Annotated in this window: 19 protein-coding genes; 16 read left to right on the forward strand and 3 right to left on the reverse strand. The window is 31.0% G+C overall.

From position 1 onward, the window contains the following. The first annotated feature begins 34 nt into the window (after positions 1–34). The 7 genes from BN1865_RS16830 (at position 35) to BN1865_RS16855 (ending at position 7,446) form a co-directional block, all read left to right on the forward strand. Positions 35–715: an ABC transporter ATP-binding protein gene (locus BN1865_RS16830; protein WP_050638620.1), complete on the forward strand. Its 681-nt coding sequence runs from the start codon at positions 35–37 to the stop codon at positions 713–715. Next, entirely contained in the window at positions 705–2,903 is a 2,199-nt protein-coding gene (locus tag BN1865_RS16835; protein ID WP_050638411.1) for an ABC transporter permease, read from the forward strand. The genes BN1865_RS16830 and BN1865_RS16835 overlap by 11 nt, the downstream gene beginning before the upstream one ends. Before the next feature lie 95 nt (positions 2,904–2,998). Continuing rightward, positions 2,999–3,889: a methylenetetrahydrofolate reductase [NAD(P)H] gene (gene metF / locus BN1865_RS16840; RefSeq protein WP_050638412.1), complete on the forward strand. Its 891-nt coding sequence runs from the start codon at positions 2,999–3,001 to the stop codon at positions 3,887–3,889. Beyond that, a complete protein-coding gene (locus tag BN1865_RS16845; RefSeq protein ID WP_050638413.1) occupies positions 3,882–4,511 on the forward strand; it encodes an ABC transporter substrate-binding protein in 630 nt (209 codons plus the stop codon). The genes metF and BN1865_RS16845 overlap by 8 nt, the downstream gene beginning before the upstream one ends. Beyond that, a complete protein-coding gene (locus BN1865_RS16850; RefSeq protein ID WP_050638414.1) occupies positions 4,493–6,841 on the forward strand; it encodes a homocysteine S-methyltransferase family protein in 2,349 nt (782 codons plus the stop codon). Before BN1865_RS16845 ends, BN1865_RS16850 begins: the two co-directional genes overlap by 19 nt. Positions 6,842–6,852: 11 nt before the next feature. Then, positions 6,853–6,999, forward strand: coding sequence for a hypothetical protein (locus BN1865_RS18640; protein ID WP_198527301.1), 147 nt, complete (start codon positions 6,853–6,855; stop codon positions 6,997–6,999). Between the two features lie 132 nt (positions 7,000–7,131). Continuing rightward, a complete protein-coding gene (locus tag BN1865_RS16855) occupies positions 7,132–7,446 on the forward strand; it encodes a hypothetical protein (RefSeq protein ID WP_050638415.1) in 315 nt (104 codons plus the stop codon). A 1-nt stretch (position 7,447) separates the two neighbouring features. Here BN1865_RS16855 and BN1865_RS16860 read toward each other — a convergent pair whose 3' ends face one another. Next, a complete protein-coding gene (locus tag BN1865_RS16860; protein ID WP_050638416.1) occupies positions 7,448–9,190 on the reverse strand; it encodes an ABC-F family ATP-binding cassette domain-containing protein in 1,743 nt (580 codons plus the stop codon). Positions 9,191–9,305: 115 nt separating this feature from the next. On the opposite strand from BN1865_RS16860, the gene BN1865_RS16865 reads away from it, so the two are divergent. Further along, positions 9,306–10,031, forward strand: coding sequence for a restriction endonuclease (locus tag BN1865_RS16865; RefSeq protein WP_050638621.1), 726 nt, complete (start codon positions 9,306–9,308; stop codon positions 10,029–10,031). Here BN1865_RS16865 and BN1865_RS16870 read toward each other — a convergent pair. Then, positions 10,024–10,950 carry a hypothetical protein gene (locus BN1865_RS16870; protein WP_050638417.1) on the reverse strand — a complete coding sequence of 309 codons (927 nt, stop codon included), beginning with the start codon at positions 10,948–10,950 and terminating at the stop codon, positions 10,024–10,026. The genes BN1865_RS16865 and BN1865_RS16870 overlap by 8 nt on opposite strands. Before the next feature lie 211 nt (positions 10,951–11,161). Here BN1865_RS16870 and BN1865_RS16875 point away from each other — a divergent pair, with 211 nt between their 5' ends. From BN1865_RS16875 to BN1865_RS18855, 3 genes are all read left to right on the forward strand, one after another. Then, the gene (locus tag BN1865_RS16875) at positions 11,162–12,592 is read left to right on the forward strand and encodes an amino acid permease (RefSeq protein WP_082190029.1); all 1,431 of its coding nucleotides are present in this window, start codon (positions 11,162–11,164) and stop codon (positions 12,590–12,592) included. Between the two features lie 73 nt (positions 12,593–12,665). Then, complete coding sequence (locus BN1865_RS16880) at positions 12,666–13,985, forward strand: M18 family aminopeptidase (protein ID WP_050638418.1); 1,320 nt, start codon at positions 12,666–12,668, stop codon at positions 13,983–13,985. Further along, entirely contained in the window at positions 13,985–14,596 is a 612-nt protein-coding gene (locus BN1865_RS18855; protein ID WP_232780431.1) for a hypothetical protein, read from the forward strand. Before BN1865_RS16880 ends, BN1865_RS18855 begins: the two co-directional genes overlap by 1 nt. 26 nt (positions 14,597–14,622) lie before the next feature. Here the strand turns inward: BN1865_RS18855 and BN1865_RS16890 are convergent, their stop codons facing one another. Next, positions 14,623–16,095, reverse strand: a complete 1,473-nt coding sequence (locus BN1865_RS16890; protein ID WP_050638419.1) for a L,D-transpeptidase family protein — start codon at positions 16,093–16,095, stop codon at positions 14,623–14,625. A 262-nt stretch (positions 16,096–16,357) separates the two neighbouring features. On the opposite strand from BN1865_RS16890, the gene BN1865_RS16895 reads away from it, so the two are divergent. The 5 genes from BN1865_RS16895 to BN1865_RS16915 all read left to right on the forward strand — a co-directional run bounded on the left by BN1865_RS16895 (position 16,358) and on the right by BN1865_RS16915 (position 20,094). Then, the gene (locus BN1865_RS16895; protein WP_050638420.1) at positions 16,358–17,227 is read left to right on the forward strand and encodes a hypothetical protein; all 870 of its coding nucleotides are present in this window, start codon (positions 16,358–16,360) and stop codon (positions 17,225–17,227) included. Positions 17,228–17,281: 54 nt separating this feature from the next. After that, on the forward strand, positions 17,282–18,184 hold the full coding sequence (locus tag BN1865_RS16900) for a helix-turn-helix transcriptional regulator (RefSeq protein ID WP_050638421.1): 903 nt from the start codon (positions 17,282–17,284) through the stop codon (positions 18,182–18,184). A 59-nt stretch (positions 18,185–18,243) separates the two neighbouring features. Further along, positions 18,244–18,993 (forward strand): N-acetyltransferase, encoded by a 750-nt coding sequence (locus BN1865_RS16905; RefSeq protein ID WP_050638422.1) that lies wholly within the window; start codon positions 18,244–18,246, stop codon positions 18,991–18,993. After that, positions 18,980–19,621 (forward strand): GyrI-like domain-containing protein, encoded by a 642-nt coding sequence (locus BN1865_RS16910; protein WP_050638624.1) that lies wholly within the window; start codon positions 18,980–18,982, stop codon positions 19,619–19,621. The genes BN1865_RS16905 and BN1865_RS16910 overlap by 14 nt, the downstream gene beginning before the upstream one ends. A 65-nt stretch (positions 19,622–19,686) precedes the next feature. Then, positions 19,687–20,094, forward strand: a complete 408-nt coding sequence (locus tag BN1865_RS16915) for a hypothetical protein (RefSeq protein ID WP_050638423.1) — start codon at positions 19,687–19,689, stop codon at positions 20,092–20,094. The last annotated feature ends 18 nt before the right edge of the window (positions 20,095–20,112 follow it).

Raw genomic sequence — 20,112 nt, forward strand, 5'->3', positions numbered from 1 at the left:
AAACGATTATAGTAGATAGTAGGAGGGAAGAATGATGGCACTATTAGAATTAAAGGATGTAAGAAAGAGTTATGGTTATGATGAAAATAAGGTAGATGCAATTTCTCAAATCAATATCACGATTGAGGAAGGAAGTTTTGTCGCTATTGTTGGTAAAAGCGGAAGCGGGAAATCGACTTTATTACATGTAATGGGAGGATTAACGAAGCCTCAGCATGGAGTGGTAATGCTAGAAGGGAAGTCATTGTATGATATGAGTGATGATCAGCTGTCACGTTATCGTAGACGGAGAATGGGCTTTGTCTTTCAGTTTTATAATCTGATTTCCAGTTTAAATGTCATTGAGAATATTGTACTACCCATTCATCTGGATCATTTAAAAGAAGATCAACAATATGTAGATGAACTTTTAGACTTGCTGGATTTAAAAGAGAAGAAAACTGCCTTTGTCAGAGAACTATCAGGAGGGCAGCAACAAAGAGTAGCGATTGCCAGGGCCTTGGCAATGAAACCGGCGATTATTTTAGCTGATGAACCAACAGGAAATCTGGATGCCAAAAGTTCACAGGAAGTGGTAGAACTGTTAAAATTATCACAGCGAAGATATCATCAAACCCTCATCCTGGTGACACATGATGATATGATTGCATCACAAGCAGATCGCATCATAACAATTAGTGATGGTCGAATTGTGGGTGATTCAGATGAAAAATAATATTTTAAATCATTTTGCGTTTAATGATTTAAAGAATCATAAAAAGGATACTTTGATGACATTTATCATATTGGTATTCATTGCTGTTATATGTATCTTGTTGACTTCACTTACCCCAATCTTTGGGAATCATTATGTGCTTGAATTTCAAAAAGAATATGGAGCTTTTGATTATACTACTAAAAACACATATACAAAAGATCAACTAAATCAAATGATTATTTCTTTGGATGGAGTAAAGAAACCATTACAAGAAGCTGATGTGAAAACATGTTTCATACAAAATTTAGGATATACTTTTACTGATGATTCAATAAATTATATTATTGGTGATCCAACAATAATTGCTGTAAGGATACAACAGGGAAGATTACCAACACAAAAACATGAAATTGCTATTAAAAAAGAAGTTTTAGAAAAATATGGATATTCAGATGAATTAGGAAAAACAGTTGAGATTCCTTATGTTGGTTTGGATGGTCAAATGCAAGTCGGTAGATGGTATATTACAGGTATTTTAGAAGAGAGTGGAGAATCATCGATTGTTACAATGAATGAAGATAAGGAGGAAAGGTATCGTATTTATCTTCAAACAGATGATTCAAAAGTTATTGATAATGCATATGAATTAGGTTTGGATTCGATGTTTTATACTGAAGATTTTTTAACGGACCATCAATTAGATATACTGATTGTTATGGTACAATTTGTCCTTTTTATTGTTGGCTGTGTTATTTTATCAGGGATGACAATTGCTTCTTTTGATAATCGTAAAGATGATTATGCTCTTTTAAGGGGAATTGGAGCAACCAGACGTCAATTGTATTATGTTGTTTTTTTACAATCATTAATTTTCATAGTTGCTTCAGTGAGTGTTGCTTTTGGAATATCATTTCTTATTATCAGTCTTTTAAAAAATGTGATTGAAACAATCATTCCAATAACGTTTTTTTCTTCATATCTTATAGGGATTGTTTTTATCATCAGTCTGATGACTTTTATCAGTTACTTTATGCCTGCGAGAAGTGCAAGTTATCGTGCATTAACTGGTTCTTTTCAAAATAATGAATTTCAATATTTCTATTATCGTTATAAAAAATTACATCATATGCGTCCATTTTATTTAGGCTGGCGTCAGCTTGTAGCTCATAAAAAACAAATGATTGTTAAGATTTTTCTGATTTTTATAGCTTCTTTGATGTTGTTAGATATGATAGGAATGTCCATATATAACCAATCCTTACAACAACAAAAAGAGAATCTTGTTAAACCTCAAAATCATCAACAAATGACTATTGAGTTTACAGTCTATGAAGACAAGACAATAAATATCCATGATTTTGATGCCTTTAAATCCTATGCTTCTCAAATAGATTATCACCATACTTTTAAATTACATGATTATTCAGATGGCTATGGAAAAGTATATTGTTTTGATGAAAATCTTGCGCAAAACTTTTGGATTAAAAACATAAATCCAGGAGAAATTATTGTGAGTTCTCAATTTGCAGAAACTTATGGAAAAAATGAAGTCAATATCCAAGATGATGTTTATAAGATACAACATCAAATAGGTGAATATGAGGAAGAATTTATTGTGATGTCAGTAGATGATTTTCAAAAATATGGAGATATGAATCATTATCAGAATGTGATTGTTAAATTTGATTCTATTGATAAAAAAACACAAGGCTTAATAGCTTTTGCTAAACAAGGTGGTCATATTAAATATTTTTGGAAAGATAGTTTAGCAAATGAGCAGTTAAATTTAAGTCAAGAAGTGACACAAGATGCTAAAGAAATTCCGATTATTCAAATCAGTATTTTGTTAATAGCTGGTTTTATTTATATGTATCAACTCTCTTATGAAATACTTAAACAGCGATATACTATTGGTAGTTATCAATTAATAGGGTTAAGAAAAATTGAAATTTGGCTTATTTATGCTTATAAATCTATGCTTATAGCATTTATTGGTTTTATATGTGCAATTTATTATCATTTTGCTGATATGATGATTCAATATGGGGCTAATGGTGGCTGGCATATTTTTATGGATGGTATCCCGCTTATAAAACAAATTTTACCAGTGTTAGTGATGATATTCATATTTATATCTATCTCTTTATTTCCACTTTATTATATACTTAAAAATGATGGTTTAGAAAATATAAATGTTAAGGATTAAACAGTTGGCAAGAAGTCAACTGTTTTTATTCTTAAAAATAGTTTTGACTATTCTCTTTATTTGCTTTAAAATATAGCAAAATGGGGTGTAAATGTATGAAAATTTCGGAAATTTTGAAAAATAAAGCAACAATTTCTTTTGAGGTCTTTCCTCCAAAGAATAAAGAAGGAGATATTTCATCGATTTATTATACTATTGATGAATTGGCAAAGTTAAAACCAGATTTTATCAGTGTGACTTATGGTGCTGGTGGTTCAACAAAAGGAAAAACTGTGGAAATTGCTTCAAAGATAAAAAATGATTATCAAATTGAAGCAGTTGCACATTTAACGTGTATATCTTCAACACAAAAAGAAGTCTTAGAGATATGTCAGCAGTTAAAAGATAATCATATTGAAAATATTCTTTCTTTAAGAGGGGATTATCCACAAGATGAGTCTTTTGATAAAAATCATTTAGAATTTCAATATGCAAAAGATTTAAATCAATTAATTAGTCAAGAGTTTCCTGGTGACTTTTGCTTATCAGGAGCATGTTATCCAGAAGTTCATCAAGAAGCAGCGTGTTTTGAAGACGATTTAAAAGCACTTAAAGAAAAAGTGGATGCTGGGGCACAATATTTGATTACCCAAATTTTCTTTGACAACAACTATTATTATCGATTGGTAAAAGAAGCGAGAAAAAGAGGTATCAATGTTCCTATTCTGGCTGGTATTATGCCAATTACCAATTCTAAATCTTTACTGCATACTGCTAAAATGTGTGGATGTTCTATTCCTTATCAGTTGTCAACAATGATTGAGTCTTATTATCGTTATCCAAATGCTATGAAGGAAATTGGGATTAATTATGCGACTCATCAAATTATTGATTTAATTACCAATGGTGTAGATGGTATTCATATTTATACAATGAATAAGCCTGAAATTGCTAAGGCTATTTTTGCTAATATTCCAACTGTTTTAAAAGAGTTGAATCATGAATAAGAAAGCGATATTGCAGTATTTAAATTGGTCTGGTGAACTTGATGATAAACATCAGCAGTTGATTGATGAGTGTATTTTAGAAGTCTCAAAGATAGCTCATTTTAAAGTTGTTCATCAACAATTTTCGCTCAGTCATCGGCCACTCATGATTACAGAATTAAAGATGACTATTGATTCTAGAGATTTGGATTTTTATTTTCAAAATTGTCATCAGTGTTTAGTCATTGCTTGTACATTAGGAATTGGAATTGATCGCCAGATTAAGTATTATGAACATATTGATATGGCAAAAGCCATTGTCTTTGATGCGGTGAGTAATCGTTATTTAGAAGAATGTTGTGATGCTTATGAAAAAACATTGGACTTACCAGTTCATACTTTTCGTTTTGCACCAGGATATGGAGATTTACCACTTTCATATAATATTCCTTTATCAAGAGTTCTACAAATTGATAAGAAAATAGGTGTATCTATTAATAAAGGCGGTTTGTTTTTACCAATGAAATCAATGTTAGGAATCATTGGTATTGGTGATAATCAGGCAAAGTCATGTATGTCATGTATCAGAAAAGATGATTGTTTGTTAAGAAAAGGGGGACAAAGATGTTACGTGAAAGATTAGGAAAAGATTTACTGATTTTTGATGGTGCAATGGGGACGCAACTTCAAAATGCGGGATTAAAAGCAGGAGAAATACCTGAAGTTTATAATATAGAACATCCAGATATTATTATTGATATTCATACACGTTATTTACAAGCAGGTGCTGATTTTATTACAACCAATACTTTTGGCTGTAATCCTTTGAAAATGGCTGATAGTGGATATTGTTATTGTGATTTATTAAAAGCGGCTGTGAATAATGCGAAAATAGCACGTGAGCGTGTGAATCCAAATGCTTATATTGTTTTAGATATTGGTCCCATAGGACAATTGTTAGAACCTTTAGGAACATTATCATTTGATGAAGCTTATGAAATGATTTCTTCTCAAATATTAATGGTAAAAGATGATGTTGATGTTGTGCTACTAGAAACGATGACTGATTTGTATGAAGTCAAAGCAGGGATTTTAGCGGTTAAAGAAAATAGTGATTTGCCTGTTTTTGTCACAATGACATTTGAACAAAATAAACGAACTTTAACAGGTACTGATCCATTAACATTTGTGAATGTGGTAGAAGGCTTGGGGGTCGATGCACTAGGAGTCAATTGTTCGTTAGGACCTAATGAACTGAAACCTATTATTGAAGATATATTATCAGTTGCAAATACTCCAGTGATGATTCAACCCAATGCTGGACTTCCTTGTTTACATAATGGAGAAACATGTTATCATGTCACAAGTGATGAATATGCAAATAATATGCGAGAATACATGGATAATGGTGTCAGTATTGTGGGGGGATGTTGTGGAACAACACCAGATTTTATTGCTGAATTAAAAAAGATTGCTCCCCGTTTTGTCACTAAGCGTAGTGTTAAAAAATATACTCGTGTTTCTAGTTTGAATCAAACAGTGACATTTGAAGGTCAAATCGTTGTTTGTGGAGAAAGGTTAAATCCAACAGGCAAAAAGAAATTAAAAGCAGCACTTAAAGAAGGGCGTTATGATGAATGTGTTGTTGAAGGAATTAAGCAGCAACAAGCTGGGGCTGATATCTTAGATGTGAATGTGGGATTACCAGGTATTGATGAATCCCAAACAATGGTCAAAGTGATAAAATTATTACAGGAAGTGATTAATTTACCTTTACAGATTGATTCATCTTCACCGGAAGTAATTGAGAAGGCTTGTCGTTATTATAATGGAAAACCGTTGATTAATTCAGTTAATGGTAAAAATGAAGTCATGGATGCTATTTTCCCTATTGTAAAAAAATATGGTGGTGTTGTGATTGGTTTGACGTTAGAAGATGGAATTCCCTTATTGGCTACAGAACGTTTAAAGATTGCTCAAAAGATCATAGAGAAAGCTGATGAGTATGGTATTTCTAAAGAAAATATTATTATTGATTGTTTAACATTAACAGCTTCTGCCCAACAAAAAGAAGTTCAAGAAACATTAAAAGCATTGACTCTTGTCAAACAGGAACTTGGTGTTCATACAGTTCTTGGTGTTTCTAATGTATCATTTGGATTACCTAATCGTCCATTATTAAATCGAACATTCTTAACTTTAGCTATGCAGGCAGGTTTAGATTTACCTATTATCAATCCTTTAGATCAAGAATTAATGGGAACCATTGATGCCTATAATGTCCTTTATTATTTTGATCCAGAGAGTACACACTATATTTCTAAACAGAGTCAAGTTCAAACTATTCAACCAGCTGTGACATCGGCATTTTCTTTAGAAGATATGATTATTCATGGACTAAAAGATGAAGTTCAAGCAAAAACAAAAGAAGTTTTACAAGTCCATGATGCAATGGATGTCATCAATAATATGATTATTCCAGCTTTAAATAAAGTCGGAAAAGATTATGAAAAAAATCTAATCTTTTTACCACAACTGATCCAATCAGCAGAAACGACAAAAAAAGCTTTTGAAGTTGTCAAATCAACATTCCATGTTGACAGTCAAGTCAAAGGTCCAGTCATGATGTGTACTGTAGAAGGCGATATTCATGATATTGGTAAGAATATTGTCAAGGTGGTACTAGAGAGTTATGGTTATCAGGTGATTGATTTAGGAAAAGATGTGAAGGTTGAAAAAGTGGTTGAAGCTTATCATCAACATCAGCCTAAAATCATAGGATTAAGTGCACTGATGACAACCACTGTTGTCAATATGCAAAAAACAATTGAAGCATTACATCAAGCGGGCTGTGATTGTCCAATTTGGGTTGGCGGTGCAGTCTTAACCCAGGAAATTGCTGATGAAATTGGCGCGGATTATTATAGTGAAGATGCAATGGCATCAGTCACATTACTTAATCAATTATTATAGGAGGAAAAAAGATGGCATTAAAAGTCAAATTAGATACACAGGATGAAGATACTGCTAAAGTGGATATTCCTTTATTTGCAACAGTTGATGAAGCTGTTAAAGATATTCAGGTGGATGAAACTGTTGTTAAAATAAAAGTTCAAGAAAATAAAGAATAAAAAACAAGGTCATTTTTAAAATGATCTTGTTTTTAGATACATATTTCAAATAAATAACAGCGGATTTCTAATTGTTTATCATTTGTGAAAGAAAAATGATATAATATAAATAGATAGAAAGAAGGGAATATGATGAAACGTTTGATAGCACTTGTTATTTATACGGTTGTTGTTATTGGTGGGGCTTATTTATTTAGATTTGCACCTCAACTGCCAACAGTTCTTTATGTTTTGACAGCATTAGTTTGTTTTGGAATTATTGGACTTCTTGTGCCTGGTGGTGCATCTGGTAGCACAGGTAGGGGATTTGGACCAGGTGCTGATCTTTATTATATTAAAGCCAGTCAAGGGGAACAAAATACGATTATGACCAATATTGTGAGTGTTATATCAGTATTATACTTGATAGTTCCTTTCATTATTGCCATTTATCTATTTGCCAATTAGTTTATGATTGAGACTGTTCTTGTTTTTCTAAGAGTTCCATCCATCTTTCACTTTGCATTTCAATATCATTTTCTAATTGATCTCTTTGCTGTGTGAGATTTTGAATCTCTTGAAAATCAGTCACTCCATTCATTTGTTCATCAATATCTTTTAATTGTTTTTCTAATGTAGGAATCAAATTCTCTAAAGTTTCAAGTTCTTGTTTTTCATGATAAGAGAGTTTGATTCTTTTTTTCTTTTGTTCTTTATACTTTTGATTTGTATCACGATTTGTTTTTATCTGAGTATCAGCAATTGAAATCATTTCACTATACCCACCATTACAATAAGTGATCATTTGATCTTTAAAAACAAAGAGCCCATCACAAATTCTATCTAAGAAATAACGATCATGAGATACAGTAATAACAATTCCTTGAAAATCATCTAAATAATCTTCTAATATTTGTAATGTCATAATATCTAAATCATTGGTTGGTTCATCCAATAAAAGAACATTAGGTGCTTCCATTAATACTTTTAAAAGATATAATCTACGCTTTTCACCACCAGATAATCTTTCAATAGGTGTATACTGCATATCAGATTCAAACAAAAACTTTTCACACATCTGCTTAGCAGTCAGTTGTCCATTCATAGTATTTAAAACACGTGCAGTTTCCTGAATATAATCAATAACATTTAATGCTGGATTCATATCGCCATGTCCCTGTTTGAAATACCCAATTTTAATTGTCTCTCCTAAAATAACTTGACCTTGTGTAGGTTGAATATCACCAGCAATAATATTTAATAAGGTTGATTTTCCACATCCATTTTTTCCTAATATACCAACACGATCATTTCTTTTAAAATGATAAGAGAAAGGTTCAAAGAGTTTATTTTCATAACTCATTGAAACATCTTCTAATTCAATGGTTTTTTTACCTAATCGTGAAGAAACACTTAACATTTCTACATTTTGAATTTTCTCTCTATCTTTTTGATTATTTAATTCTTCAAATCTTTGTAAACGATCTTTACTTTTGGTAGAACGTGCCTGCACACCAGCTCTTACCCATTCTAGCTCCTTTTTTAAGAATAGTTTTCTCTTTCTTTCACTTGCTAGTTCAACTTCTTCTCTTTGTGCTTTTAATTCTAAAAAGTGTGAATAATTTGCATCATATCCATAAATTTTTGAACGATCTAATTCAAAGATTTTATTTGTAATACGTTCTAAAAAATAACGATCATGAGTGACCATTAATAATGCTTTATTAAACTTTATTAAATACTTTTCAAGATATTCAATCATTTCATTATCAAGATGATTGGTAGGTTCATCTAAAAGCAAAAGATCACATGGTTTTAAGAGTGTAATTGCTAAGGCAACACGTTTTTGTTGCCCACCAGAAAGTTCTTGTATTTTTTGAGTATAATTTTTTATTCCAAATCTATTTAAGATTGCTTGAACTTCATAATCAGGAACACTTTGATCAACATATTCATAAACCTGTTGTAAGAGCGTTAAATGATCTTGAAAATGGGGGTTTTGTGGTAAATAACTGATACGAATATCCTTTTTTCTTAAAATATCTCCCTGATAGTCATCGGTTCCAGCAATCATTTTCAATAATGTTGATTTACCAGTTCCATTAATACCAATCAATGCAACTTTATCTGTTTCATTGATGGTAAAAGAAACATCATCAACAATACATTTGAAAAGATTATATTTTGTAATGTGTGAAGCAGTAATTAACATAAGCATTCTCCTTTGTCTTATTTATTTTATCATGACTTTTGTTTTTGTAAATACTAGATTATGATATAATGGCTGTTATAGAATTGAGAGAAATGATATGAGGTTAAGAATGTTTATGAAAATAGTGAAATTTATTGTAATGATTCCTTTTTATATAATCAAATTTATTATGAAAGTGATTATGTTTATTTTTAAAATGATTTTTGGTTGGTTGTTTGGCTGGATTCCTGATTTAGATGAACGAATGAGTGGTGAAGCATTTGAAGAATATGTTTGTGAAGTATTAAGAAGGAATGGCTATAAACATGTTGAATTAACCAAACGTAGTGGTGATTATGGTATTGATATATTGGCTGATTATAAAGGGGAAAGTTATGCATTTCAATGTAAACTTTATCAAAAACCAGTCGGGGTTGCAGCTGTTCAACAAGTCTATTCAGGATGTCAATATTATGAATGTGATCAGGCTATTGTGGTTACAAATAATCGTTTTACAGCACAGGCTAAAGCCTTAGCTCAGTCAAATGGAGTGACTTTATGGGATGGGCAATATTTAGATAGCTTAAAACGTAAAGCCAATGCACACTCACTTTTTCATTTCAGAAAACCTCAGATAGAAAGACCAATTGATCCATATAAGAGTGTCATTGATGTCTTGTTAGAAGCGGGATATGCTTCAGTTGACTTGCTTGTTGAACAGCTATCTTTTAGCGAAGAAAAAGCCTTCTATGTGTTAGAAGACTTAGAATTTCATGATTTAATTTCACCCTCTGATCATTTAGGTATCCATGAATTGTATTTCTTATCATATGAAGAAGCATCAGAACAATTGATCAATTAACAAGGCTATTGTCAGCGGATATCAAAAAAGCTGCAATAATAAGCAATGCAAATCCAGAGGCAATGAGAATAGGATAAACCAATAATAAATCAGGTTGAATAATCATAGGTAAAATTGTAATGGCACCAACAGGTGGGAAAAAGATTTCAAAATAATAGATACAGCATAATAAAATGAATGTTGATAGCATGACGACCCAAATGATTGAAAAATGATTTTGAACTGTTAAATAATATCTTAAATACGCACCTATAAAAGCCATAAAAACAGTAAAAGTATAGAGTTTAAGAGAATGACTTCTTAATTTTTTATGATTTCCACTTAATTCAAAAAAAGCAACAATGAGTGGTGGAGCAATTAATAAACGATTATTTAAGCGAATAGCTAAAAATCCTAGAATACTAATAATGATAAATCTTTTGATAAATAAAGTGAATTCATGGCGATAATCAAATTGTACCGGTTCATAATGATATGGGTGACAATCGCCTTTCTTTTGTAAAAAATTTTGAATAACCACAATCATAAAAGCCATTATTGTTGCTGAAATAGGATAAATCCAAGATTCGGTATGCATTAAAATAGGTAAAATACAAGCTGAAATGAGTGGAGCAAATGTAGTGTGAGAGATGATAAGACCAAGATTACAAAGAAGAAAAGCCAACATGACTTTAAAGGTTAAAGACATATGAAGATAGCGTACCAGACAAACACCAATAATGGCATAAATCATAATCAGTATAACTAATTTCAATGATGATGTTTTCCAAACTTGTTTAGGAGCCAACCAGGCACCAATAGTAAGTGCAGTAATTTCTGGAAAAATAATTTCTGGTTCATTTAATAATAAAGAACAGCCAACCATAAGGCAGACCATTAAAAATGTGAGTATATAGGGAAATAAATTCTGCTTTTTCATCCAATCATCCTTTTCGTTGGCTTTATTCTACACATGATTTTAGCAAAAATCAATAATGTTTTTCTTAAGATAATAAAAAAATATAAAATTATGGTATAAAAACGGTCTTTTTGTTATAATATATAAGCTGTCGGAAAATATCGTTGTTTGTACAATGATACAATTTTGTGGTTTTTCTAGATAGTTTTTATAAGAAAGGGAGGTTATTCGAGTGTCAGATTCGAAAAAAATCGTTTGGTATAATCTTGCATTTATGGCATTTTCAACTGTCTGGGGTTTTGGAAATGTTGTGAACGGATTTATATACTTTAACGGTATTCAAGTTATTTTTAGCTGGATCATGATGTTTGCATTGTACTTTGTACCTTATGCATTAATGGTCGGAGAATTAGGTTCAGCATTTAAAACAGCAGGTGGAGGAGTGAGTTCTTGGATTCAAGAAACATTAGGACCTAAACTTGCTTATTATGCAGGATGGACTTATTGGGCTTGTCATATTACTTATATTGCAAGCAAAGGAAGCGGTGGCTTAAAGGCATTAAGTTGGATGGCTTTTCAAAATGGAACAACATTTGCGACATTTGATACAAGACTTATTCAATTTGCAACACTTGCGATCTTTTTGTTTTTCTGCTGGGTTGCGAGTCGTGGTTTAAATCCATTGAAGAAATTAGCAACACTTGCTGGAACAAGTATGTTTATTATGTCTATTTTATACATTATCATGATGTTTGCAGCACCTGCTATTAATCCTAATGGTGGTTATTTACATATGGACTTTAGCTGGAAAAATTTAATTCCACAATTTAACATGGGATATTTTACATCATTATCAATCTTGGTATTTGCTGTTGGAGGATGTGAAAAGATTTCACCTTATGTTAATAAAGTAGAAAATCCTTCAAAAGGATTCCCTAAAGGGATGATTGCTTTAGCTATCATGGTTATGGTTTGTGCTATTTTAGGAACAGTTGCTATGGGAATGATGTTTGATCCTGCAGATATTGCAGCTAACTTCGATGCATATAATGCCAATGGGGCTTATTGGGCATTCCAAAAATTAGGTAATTATTATGGTCTGGGAAATGCATTAATGATGATTTATGCAGCATGTAATGCTATTGGACAATTCTCAACATTGGTTATCTCTATTGATGCACCATTACGTATGTTATTAGATAACGAAAATGCACGTCAATTTATTCCGACAAAATTATTGAAGAAGAACCAATATGGTGCATATGTGAATGGAATTAAGATGGTTGCTGTTTTATCAGGAGCGATTATTTTAATTCAGGCTTTAGTACCTAGTGCTGATGCTGTCTTAACACAGTTAACAAAATTAAATTCAGTCACAATGCCAATGCGTTATTTATGGGTGTTTGTTGCTTATATTGCTTTGCGTAAAGCGAAAGATAAATTCCATCCTGAGTATAAATTTGTTAAAAATCAGGGTATTGCTCTTACAGCTGGAGTATGGTGTTTCGTAGTTACAGCTGCATGTTGTTTACTAGGAATGTATAAAGCAGGAGATATGTTTACAACTGCTCTAAATATTATTACACCAATTGTATTGGTTGCTTTAGGATTAATTATGCCAGCTATTAAAAAACGTGAAAACGAAAATACAATAACACAGTAACATCAAGACATATCCTTTTGGTTTACCAAAAGGATATGTTATAATATACACATATTAATGGAGGTATAAATAGATGTATAAAGAAGTATCTAGAGAATTGCTCTCTTTTATTCAAAAAAGTCCTACGGCATTTCATGCTGTAGAACAAATGAGAAATATTTTAAAAGAAAATGGATATGAGGAATTATTAGAAGGTCAAAAATGGTCTATTCAACCAGGACAACGTTATTTTGTTACACGTAATAATTCTAGTATCATTGCTTTGAATTTAGGAAATCAATTAGATGATTATAGTTTTAATGTAGCAGCATCACATAGTGATTCACCAACTTTTAAATTAAAAGAAAATGCTGAATTAGAAATCAGAGGAAAATATACACAATTAAATACAGAAGGTTATGGTGGAATGTTATGTGCAACATGGTTTGATCGACCATTATCAATAGCTGGACGTGTTTTAGTTAAAGATGGTGATACATATCAAACACGTTTATTAAAGATTGATCGTGATTTATTATTGATTCCTAATGTTGCGATTCATATGAATCGTAGTGTGAATGATGGTTTTGCGTATAATAAGCAAGTTGATTTGTTACCACTATTTGGTGGCACTGAAACCAAATCTGGTGATCTTAAAAAAATCATTGCAACAGAGTTAAATGTTAAAGAAACAGATATTTGTGGAGAAGATTTATATCTTTATAATCGTAGTGCACCAACAATCTGGGGTGCTCATGAAGAATTTATTTCATCACCACAATTAGATGATTTACAATGTGCTTTTACTTCATTGCAAGGTTTCTTAAAAGGATCAAATGCACAATCAATTAATGTTTTTGCATGTTTTGATAATGAAGAAGTTGGTTCAGGAACAAAACAAGGTGCTGGGTCAACATTCTTATATGATGTTTTATATCGTATCAATAAGGCTCTTGGAAAAGATGAAGAAGATTATTATCGTGCTTTGGCATCTAGTTTCATGTTAAGTGCAGATAATGCTCATGCTGTTCATCCTAATCATCCAGAAAAAACTGATGTTAATAATTGTGTATATATGAATGAAGGGATTGTTGTCAAATCTCATGCGGGACAAAAATATACAAGTGATGGTGTTAGCATTGCTGTTTTTAAAGGGTTATGTGAAAATGTAGGTGTACCTGTACAATTCTTTGCAAATCGTTCAGATGTTGTTGGTGGAAGTACCCTTGGAAATATTGCTATGGCACAAGTTTCAATGAATAGTGTTGATATTGGATTACCACAATTAGCAATGCATTCATCATATGAAACAGCAGGTATTAAAGATACTTATTATATGATTCAGGTTATGGAAGAATTCTTTAATAGTCATATTGAAGAAACAAGTGCTCATACATTAAAGGTTACAAAATAATGAAATCGATTGAATTGTTTCCAGAAAATGCTTTAAAAGTGAAAGAATTAAATGAAGATCAGTTGTCTATCTTTCAGGAAGTTCAAAAATATGTATTCTTACATCAAAAAGATAGTATCAAAGCCAATATTATTTTATCTGCGGTCTTAGATCAAATCAAACAATCACAAAAACCAATTGCTATGCCAAAAGGTATGAAAAATTATGTTATGGATATTGAAAAATCTATTTCTATGAAAGAACAAATGGCTCTCTATAAAAAACAAAGTATAGATAAGTTTGTGATTTCAGGTCTATGGCAAACAATGTGTGGATATATTGTTTTATTATTTATCAAAGAACTGATAACAGGACATTATCTGATTCATTTTTCAATTGATCTTTTAGTCGCAATTGTTGCTTTTTATATTGCTTTACATCATATTGTTAATCAATATCAATTGGTGAAAAGATTTCATTTGTCAAATAAGATTTTAATTGTTTTGTCAGTGACTTTCATTGTTGGTTTGTTTATTGCCATCATCGGTGCACAAAGTCCATTTGATATTTCCTTTCTAATTTTGGTTATTGGATATATCGCAAGTAAAAGAATTTTTGAAAAAGAGATTTAAAAAATCAACCTCATGGGGTTGATTTTTTAGTAATAACAAACGACTGGAATATTGACTTTCACCATATCATAAAGTGAAGCAGCAATATTTTTAGGAAGATTCACACAGCCATGCGAACCTTTTGTATAATAAACATTTCCCCCAAAACGTGATTGCCAGGAAGCATCATGGAGACCAATCCCACCATTAAAAGCCATCCAATAAGCCACAGGTGTTTCATATTCAGGTTTTCCATTCGCTTGAATTTCTCCTCTTAAAACACGGTTTCTTTGCATAAAATAAATGTAATATGTGCCTGCTGGTGTTTTTTTGTTAGGATCACTTGGAAGTCCTGTAACAACATCAGACTCTAAGACAACTTTCCCATTTTTAATCAGCCACATATGCTGTTTACTCATATCAATTTCTACAAATGTTTGACCTAAACCACCATTCTCATATGCAGCTTGAATCCCTGTTACAATTGGTTTTCTGGTTGTATGTTTCCCAGCCTTAATATCAGCTAATAGTCCACTGACTTCTTTGTCTTGGTTTAATCGATAGCCATAATTACCTCCACTTACTGTTTTTTGTCCTTGTGCTCCAGTAAATGTTTTTGATTTTCCAATAATATTAATTTTTTTAGCAAGTTCTTTGACAAAAGCATTTGCCTGTTTTTTAAATTCTTCTTCACTATAATAATAATTTCCTTTTTCATCAATAGATATCCACTCTATTAATGTATTGCCATCTAATACGACATCACCAGTTGTTGTCTGATAAGTGATAGATGCATTACAGTACTGTTTTGCCAGTTCACATAATTTTTGAAGTTTTTGATCTGTTGATAAGACTTTTGGTTCTTCATATCCATGAACATCTTGAACATTTATTTCTGTTTTTTGTTCACTAAAAGCTTGCAAAATAGCTTTTATTAATTGTTCTTGATTAATTTTTGAACCATATGATTCTTTTGTAATGGTAAAATTTTGATCTTTATATGTGACTTTTGCATCAATAGGTTCAATTTGTTGACTGCTTAAATGGGTTAATGAAGATATTTTCTTTTGCAATGTTTGTTGTTGAACAGTAAAGAGATTATCTATTGTGATATTGGTTTTTGTAAAATAATGTATAAACCATAAAAAAGTGTTCTGTTTCTTTAAACTTTGTGAAATATCATTTTGAGTATTAAAGACAATGCCACAATCTTGTTGAGTGATGGTTTCCTTTTCACCATCACTAAAAATTAAAGTTAAACTTTGATTTTGAATTGTATTTTCTATTTTTTGCGTAGCTTTTAAAGGTGATAAGCCAGAAACAGAAATACCATTAATAGTCGTTTGAGCCATGAATTTGTCATGATAATAAAAACAACCAAAAGCATATCCTGCTAAAATAATGAAAATACATCCAATTCCAACATTGCGATAATATTCTTTTTTTAATCGAATACGTCGTTTCATTCTTTTCTTTGGAGTATCTGTTTGAACTTGTGTCTGATTATCATTTTCAGTCATTTTTACCGTCTCCTTACTTGATATGATTTATTTTGAAGTATAGGTAGTTTTAAGAAAAAAGTCAAGGTTAGCCGATGAAACAAATAGAATCTATAAAAATCATGTGTAATCTATCATCATAATTTGTAGAGGGAATAGGAGTGAAGAAAAATACTGTCATATTATCATGCAAGCAGAGACATTTTACTAAAGTGATAAAAAGATTTGTATAGAAAGTTTTTTCGTGACATAATATATATAAGGAAAGCAGAGGAAAAGTTCTATGAAAAAGTTTGGAATAAGAATCATGATATGTATTTGTTTATTCACTCTCATTGGATGTCAATCATCTTCAAAGATAAGTGATGAGCCAGCTAGTATTATAGAAAATAGCCATTTTTCTGAAGGATTCAATGATATTGGCCTGTTTTGGACATGTAGTTTTGATAATATGTATATTTCTGTTATTTTTAAAGAGGATAATCCTCAAAAATATTTTGCCCAGCATACACTTCAAATTTCTCAAATAAAGACAATACAGGTGTATCCTGATCAAAAGAAAACAGATCAATTTATTTATATGATTTATAATGAAGGAAAGTTCCAAATTGATCAAGATGATATTGAACAGTTTCAGGATGAGGGAAGAAAGGAAGCTTTTGAATTATATCAAAAGAAAATAAATGATTTATCCCTAACAACAGAAGATATCGGAGAATGGATTTTAAGTTACTTTAATGAGCATGTGCGACCAACACTTATTGCTTTGGCTCAAAAAGAAACAGAAGAATTGATTCAAAGGATAAAAAAACAAGGCTATAAGTATCAAAAAGAAGAGAGTGGGAGAGTTCTTATTGAATCAGACAAATCACCTTATAAGATCGTTGTGAATGCTGATAGTTGTATGATTGTTGATAAGAAGATGGATTTAACAGGTGGTATGAAAACAGGATATATGTATAATGCAACTTTGGGATCAGTTGGTTATATAAAAGATGATGAAGTTATAATTAGTTATCAATATAAGGATAGTACGGTTTTACAAGGTCAACCTTCTAAAACTCAGTATCTGGAATTTTTAAATATTAAAAAATGGTATGATCAGTTCTTGGTTGAAATGGAAACTGATACATTGACTTTAGAGAGTTTATAAACTTGATAGTTTCTATCAAGTTTTGCTTTTTATAATATAAAGGTAGGTGGTTATATGGCATCAGGAAGATTATTTGAAATTCTTTATTATATGCTGGATGTCAAACAAACAACGGCACAAGAATTAGCAGAACGGTTTGAGGTTTCGGTTAGAACAATTTATCGTGACTTAGATCGTTTGCTTGTTGCAGGTATTCCAATCCAGACATTTCAGGGAGCAGGTGGCGGTGTTTGCATTGATGAAAACTTTGTTTTGGATAAAACTGTGTTAAACACTCAAGAACAAGAACAGATTCTTTCAGCCCTTCAAGGCTTATCCGCTTTACATCTAAGAGAATATCAGGATCTGTTAGGGCGTATGCAAAATATATTTCAGCAAAATAGTCATGATTGGATTGAAGTTGATTTTAGTTCATGGCATCAGGATAATGAAATGAATAAAAAGTTTCAGCAAATAAAAGATGTGATTTTAAAACATCAAGTCATTGCTTTTGATTATATCAATGCTCAAGGTGAACAAAGTCATCGCAAGGTCTATCCAGTGAAAGTATTCTTTAAAGGCAATGCATGGTATTTACAGGCTTATGAAATGAAAAAAAGTGTTTATCGAACATATAAATTGACACGTATGCATCATATTGAACAAAAGGATGAATATTTTGATATTCATCAATTCAATCAGCAACCTCCTTCATTGAATTATCATGAAGATGTTTCAATGATTGATGTTGAATTAAAATTTGAAAAATATTTAGGAAGTTTTGTTTATGATGAATTTGAATATCAGGATATTGAGCAAATGGAGGATAGCTATATTGTGAAAACAAAGATTCCTCATCATCCTTGGTTTTTATCGTTCTTATTATCTTTTGGTAGTGGAGTAGAAATATTACAGCCTATTGCATTAAGAGAACAATTAAAAAATGAACTTCAGAAATTAGTCAAAGTTTATGAATAAACCTGACAATCACTGTCAGGTTTATTTTGCTATAATATAATAGAAAGAAGGGAAATTAAATGGAAACAATAACATTAACACATGATAATTTAGAAAATGAACATATTTGTTGTGCTATTGCATCAGATAAAGATGTACAAGTTAAATCAAAAAAAGAATGGTTAAAGGAACAATTAGATCGAGGACTTATTTTTACCAAAATGAATGTTAGAGGAAAATGTTTTATTGAGTATATTCCTATTGAAAATGCTTGGGTACCAGTGAAAGGAAAAGATATGATGTATATTGATTGTTTATGGGTATCAGGGCAATATCAGGGAAAAGGCTATGCTAAGGAATTATTAGAAGATTGTAAAAAAAGAAGTCTAGAATTAGGAAAGAAAGGTTTAATTATTATATCTTCTCAAAAGAAAAAAGGCTTTTTGATGGATTATAAATTTTTAGTGAAACATGGATTTTATAGTGTAGATGTCTGGAATGAAATTTATGAATTGATGTTTTTGCCATTGACTCAAGATTATCAAGAACCGCATTTTAACGTTCAGCCTATAAAAGAAGAAGGGTTGGTTTTGTATTATACCTCACAATGCCCATTCAATGCTAAATATACACAAGTTTTAAAAGAATATTGTGATCAACAAAAGATACCTTTGAAACTTAAACATATTTTAACATGTGAACAAGCCCAAAATGCTCCTACCCCCTTAACAACATATAGCTTGTTTTATAATAAAGTCTTTATTACACGAGAGGTTTTAAATGCAAGAAAATTTGAAAAGATATGGGGTCAGATTTATGAAGAAGATTGATTATAAAAAAGAATATAAAGATATTTATATGCCTGCTATGAAACCATCACTAATTGAGATGCCGGTTATTCAATATGTATGTGTTGATGGAATGGGAAATCCAAATACATCACCAGAATATAAAGAGGCGCTTGCTATTTTATATGCAATCTCTTATACAATTAAGATGAGTCCAAAGAAAGGAACACAACCAAAGGATTATTTTGAATATGTTGTTCCACCATTAGAAGGACTGTGGTTTGGAGAAGAGGGATATTTTGATGGAACGCGGATTGTAGATAAGGATAAATTTCATTGGAAATCAATGATTCGATTACCAGAGTTTGTTACGCGTGAATATTTCGAGGAAGCAAAACGTCAGGCGGCTTTGCAAAAACCAGAACTAGATATACAAAAAGCTTATTTTTTTGAGTATGATGAAGGATTGTGTGTTCAAATTATGCATAAAGGAAGTTATGATGATGAACCAGCGAGTGTTCAGAAAATGAATCAGTTTATTGCTGATAACCACTTCCTAACAGATATTAATGATATACGTCTTCATCATGAAATTTATTTAAGTGATCCAAGAAAAACAAAACAAGATAATTTAAAAACAGTAATTAGACATCCAATAAGAAAAAAATGATGGATGTCTTTTTTTGATTATTTTGTTATGGATGCTGTATAATAAAGATAAGGAGGAGTATAAAAATGGATAATTGTATGGTAGGAGATTATAAACATGGGTGTTATATCAATAATGAAACTCAAGAACTGATTTATTTTGATTTATTAAGCTTAGCAGAAAAATTACAGGGAAAAACACAAAAAACAGTTATAAATTATCAAACAATTGAAAGTGTAAATGTTTGTTATTCATTGAATCAAGGTGTGCGCTTTGGTAGTACAACGATAACATTAGAAGTTCATTTGACAAATGGTGTTATAAAAGACATTGTTATTCTTTATCTTAATACAAAACGTGATGAACTTAATCGTTTTATTCGCGCTTTATTAGCATCCGGTTTGAATATTGTTGATGAAAAGCATCTTTTACAAACGATTTTGGATAGTGATGAAAGAGTAGGAACAATAATTGCAAACATGATTCAAAAATAAAAATGCATATGATTTGAA

It is taken from the genome of Candidatus Stoquefichus sp. SB1, from assembly GCF_001244545.1.
Lineage (GTDB): Bacteria > Bacillota_I > Bacilli_A > Erysipelotrichales > Coprobacillaceae > Stoquefichus.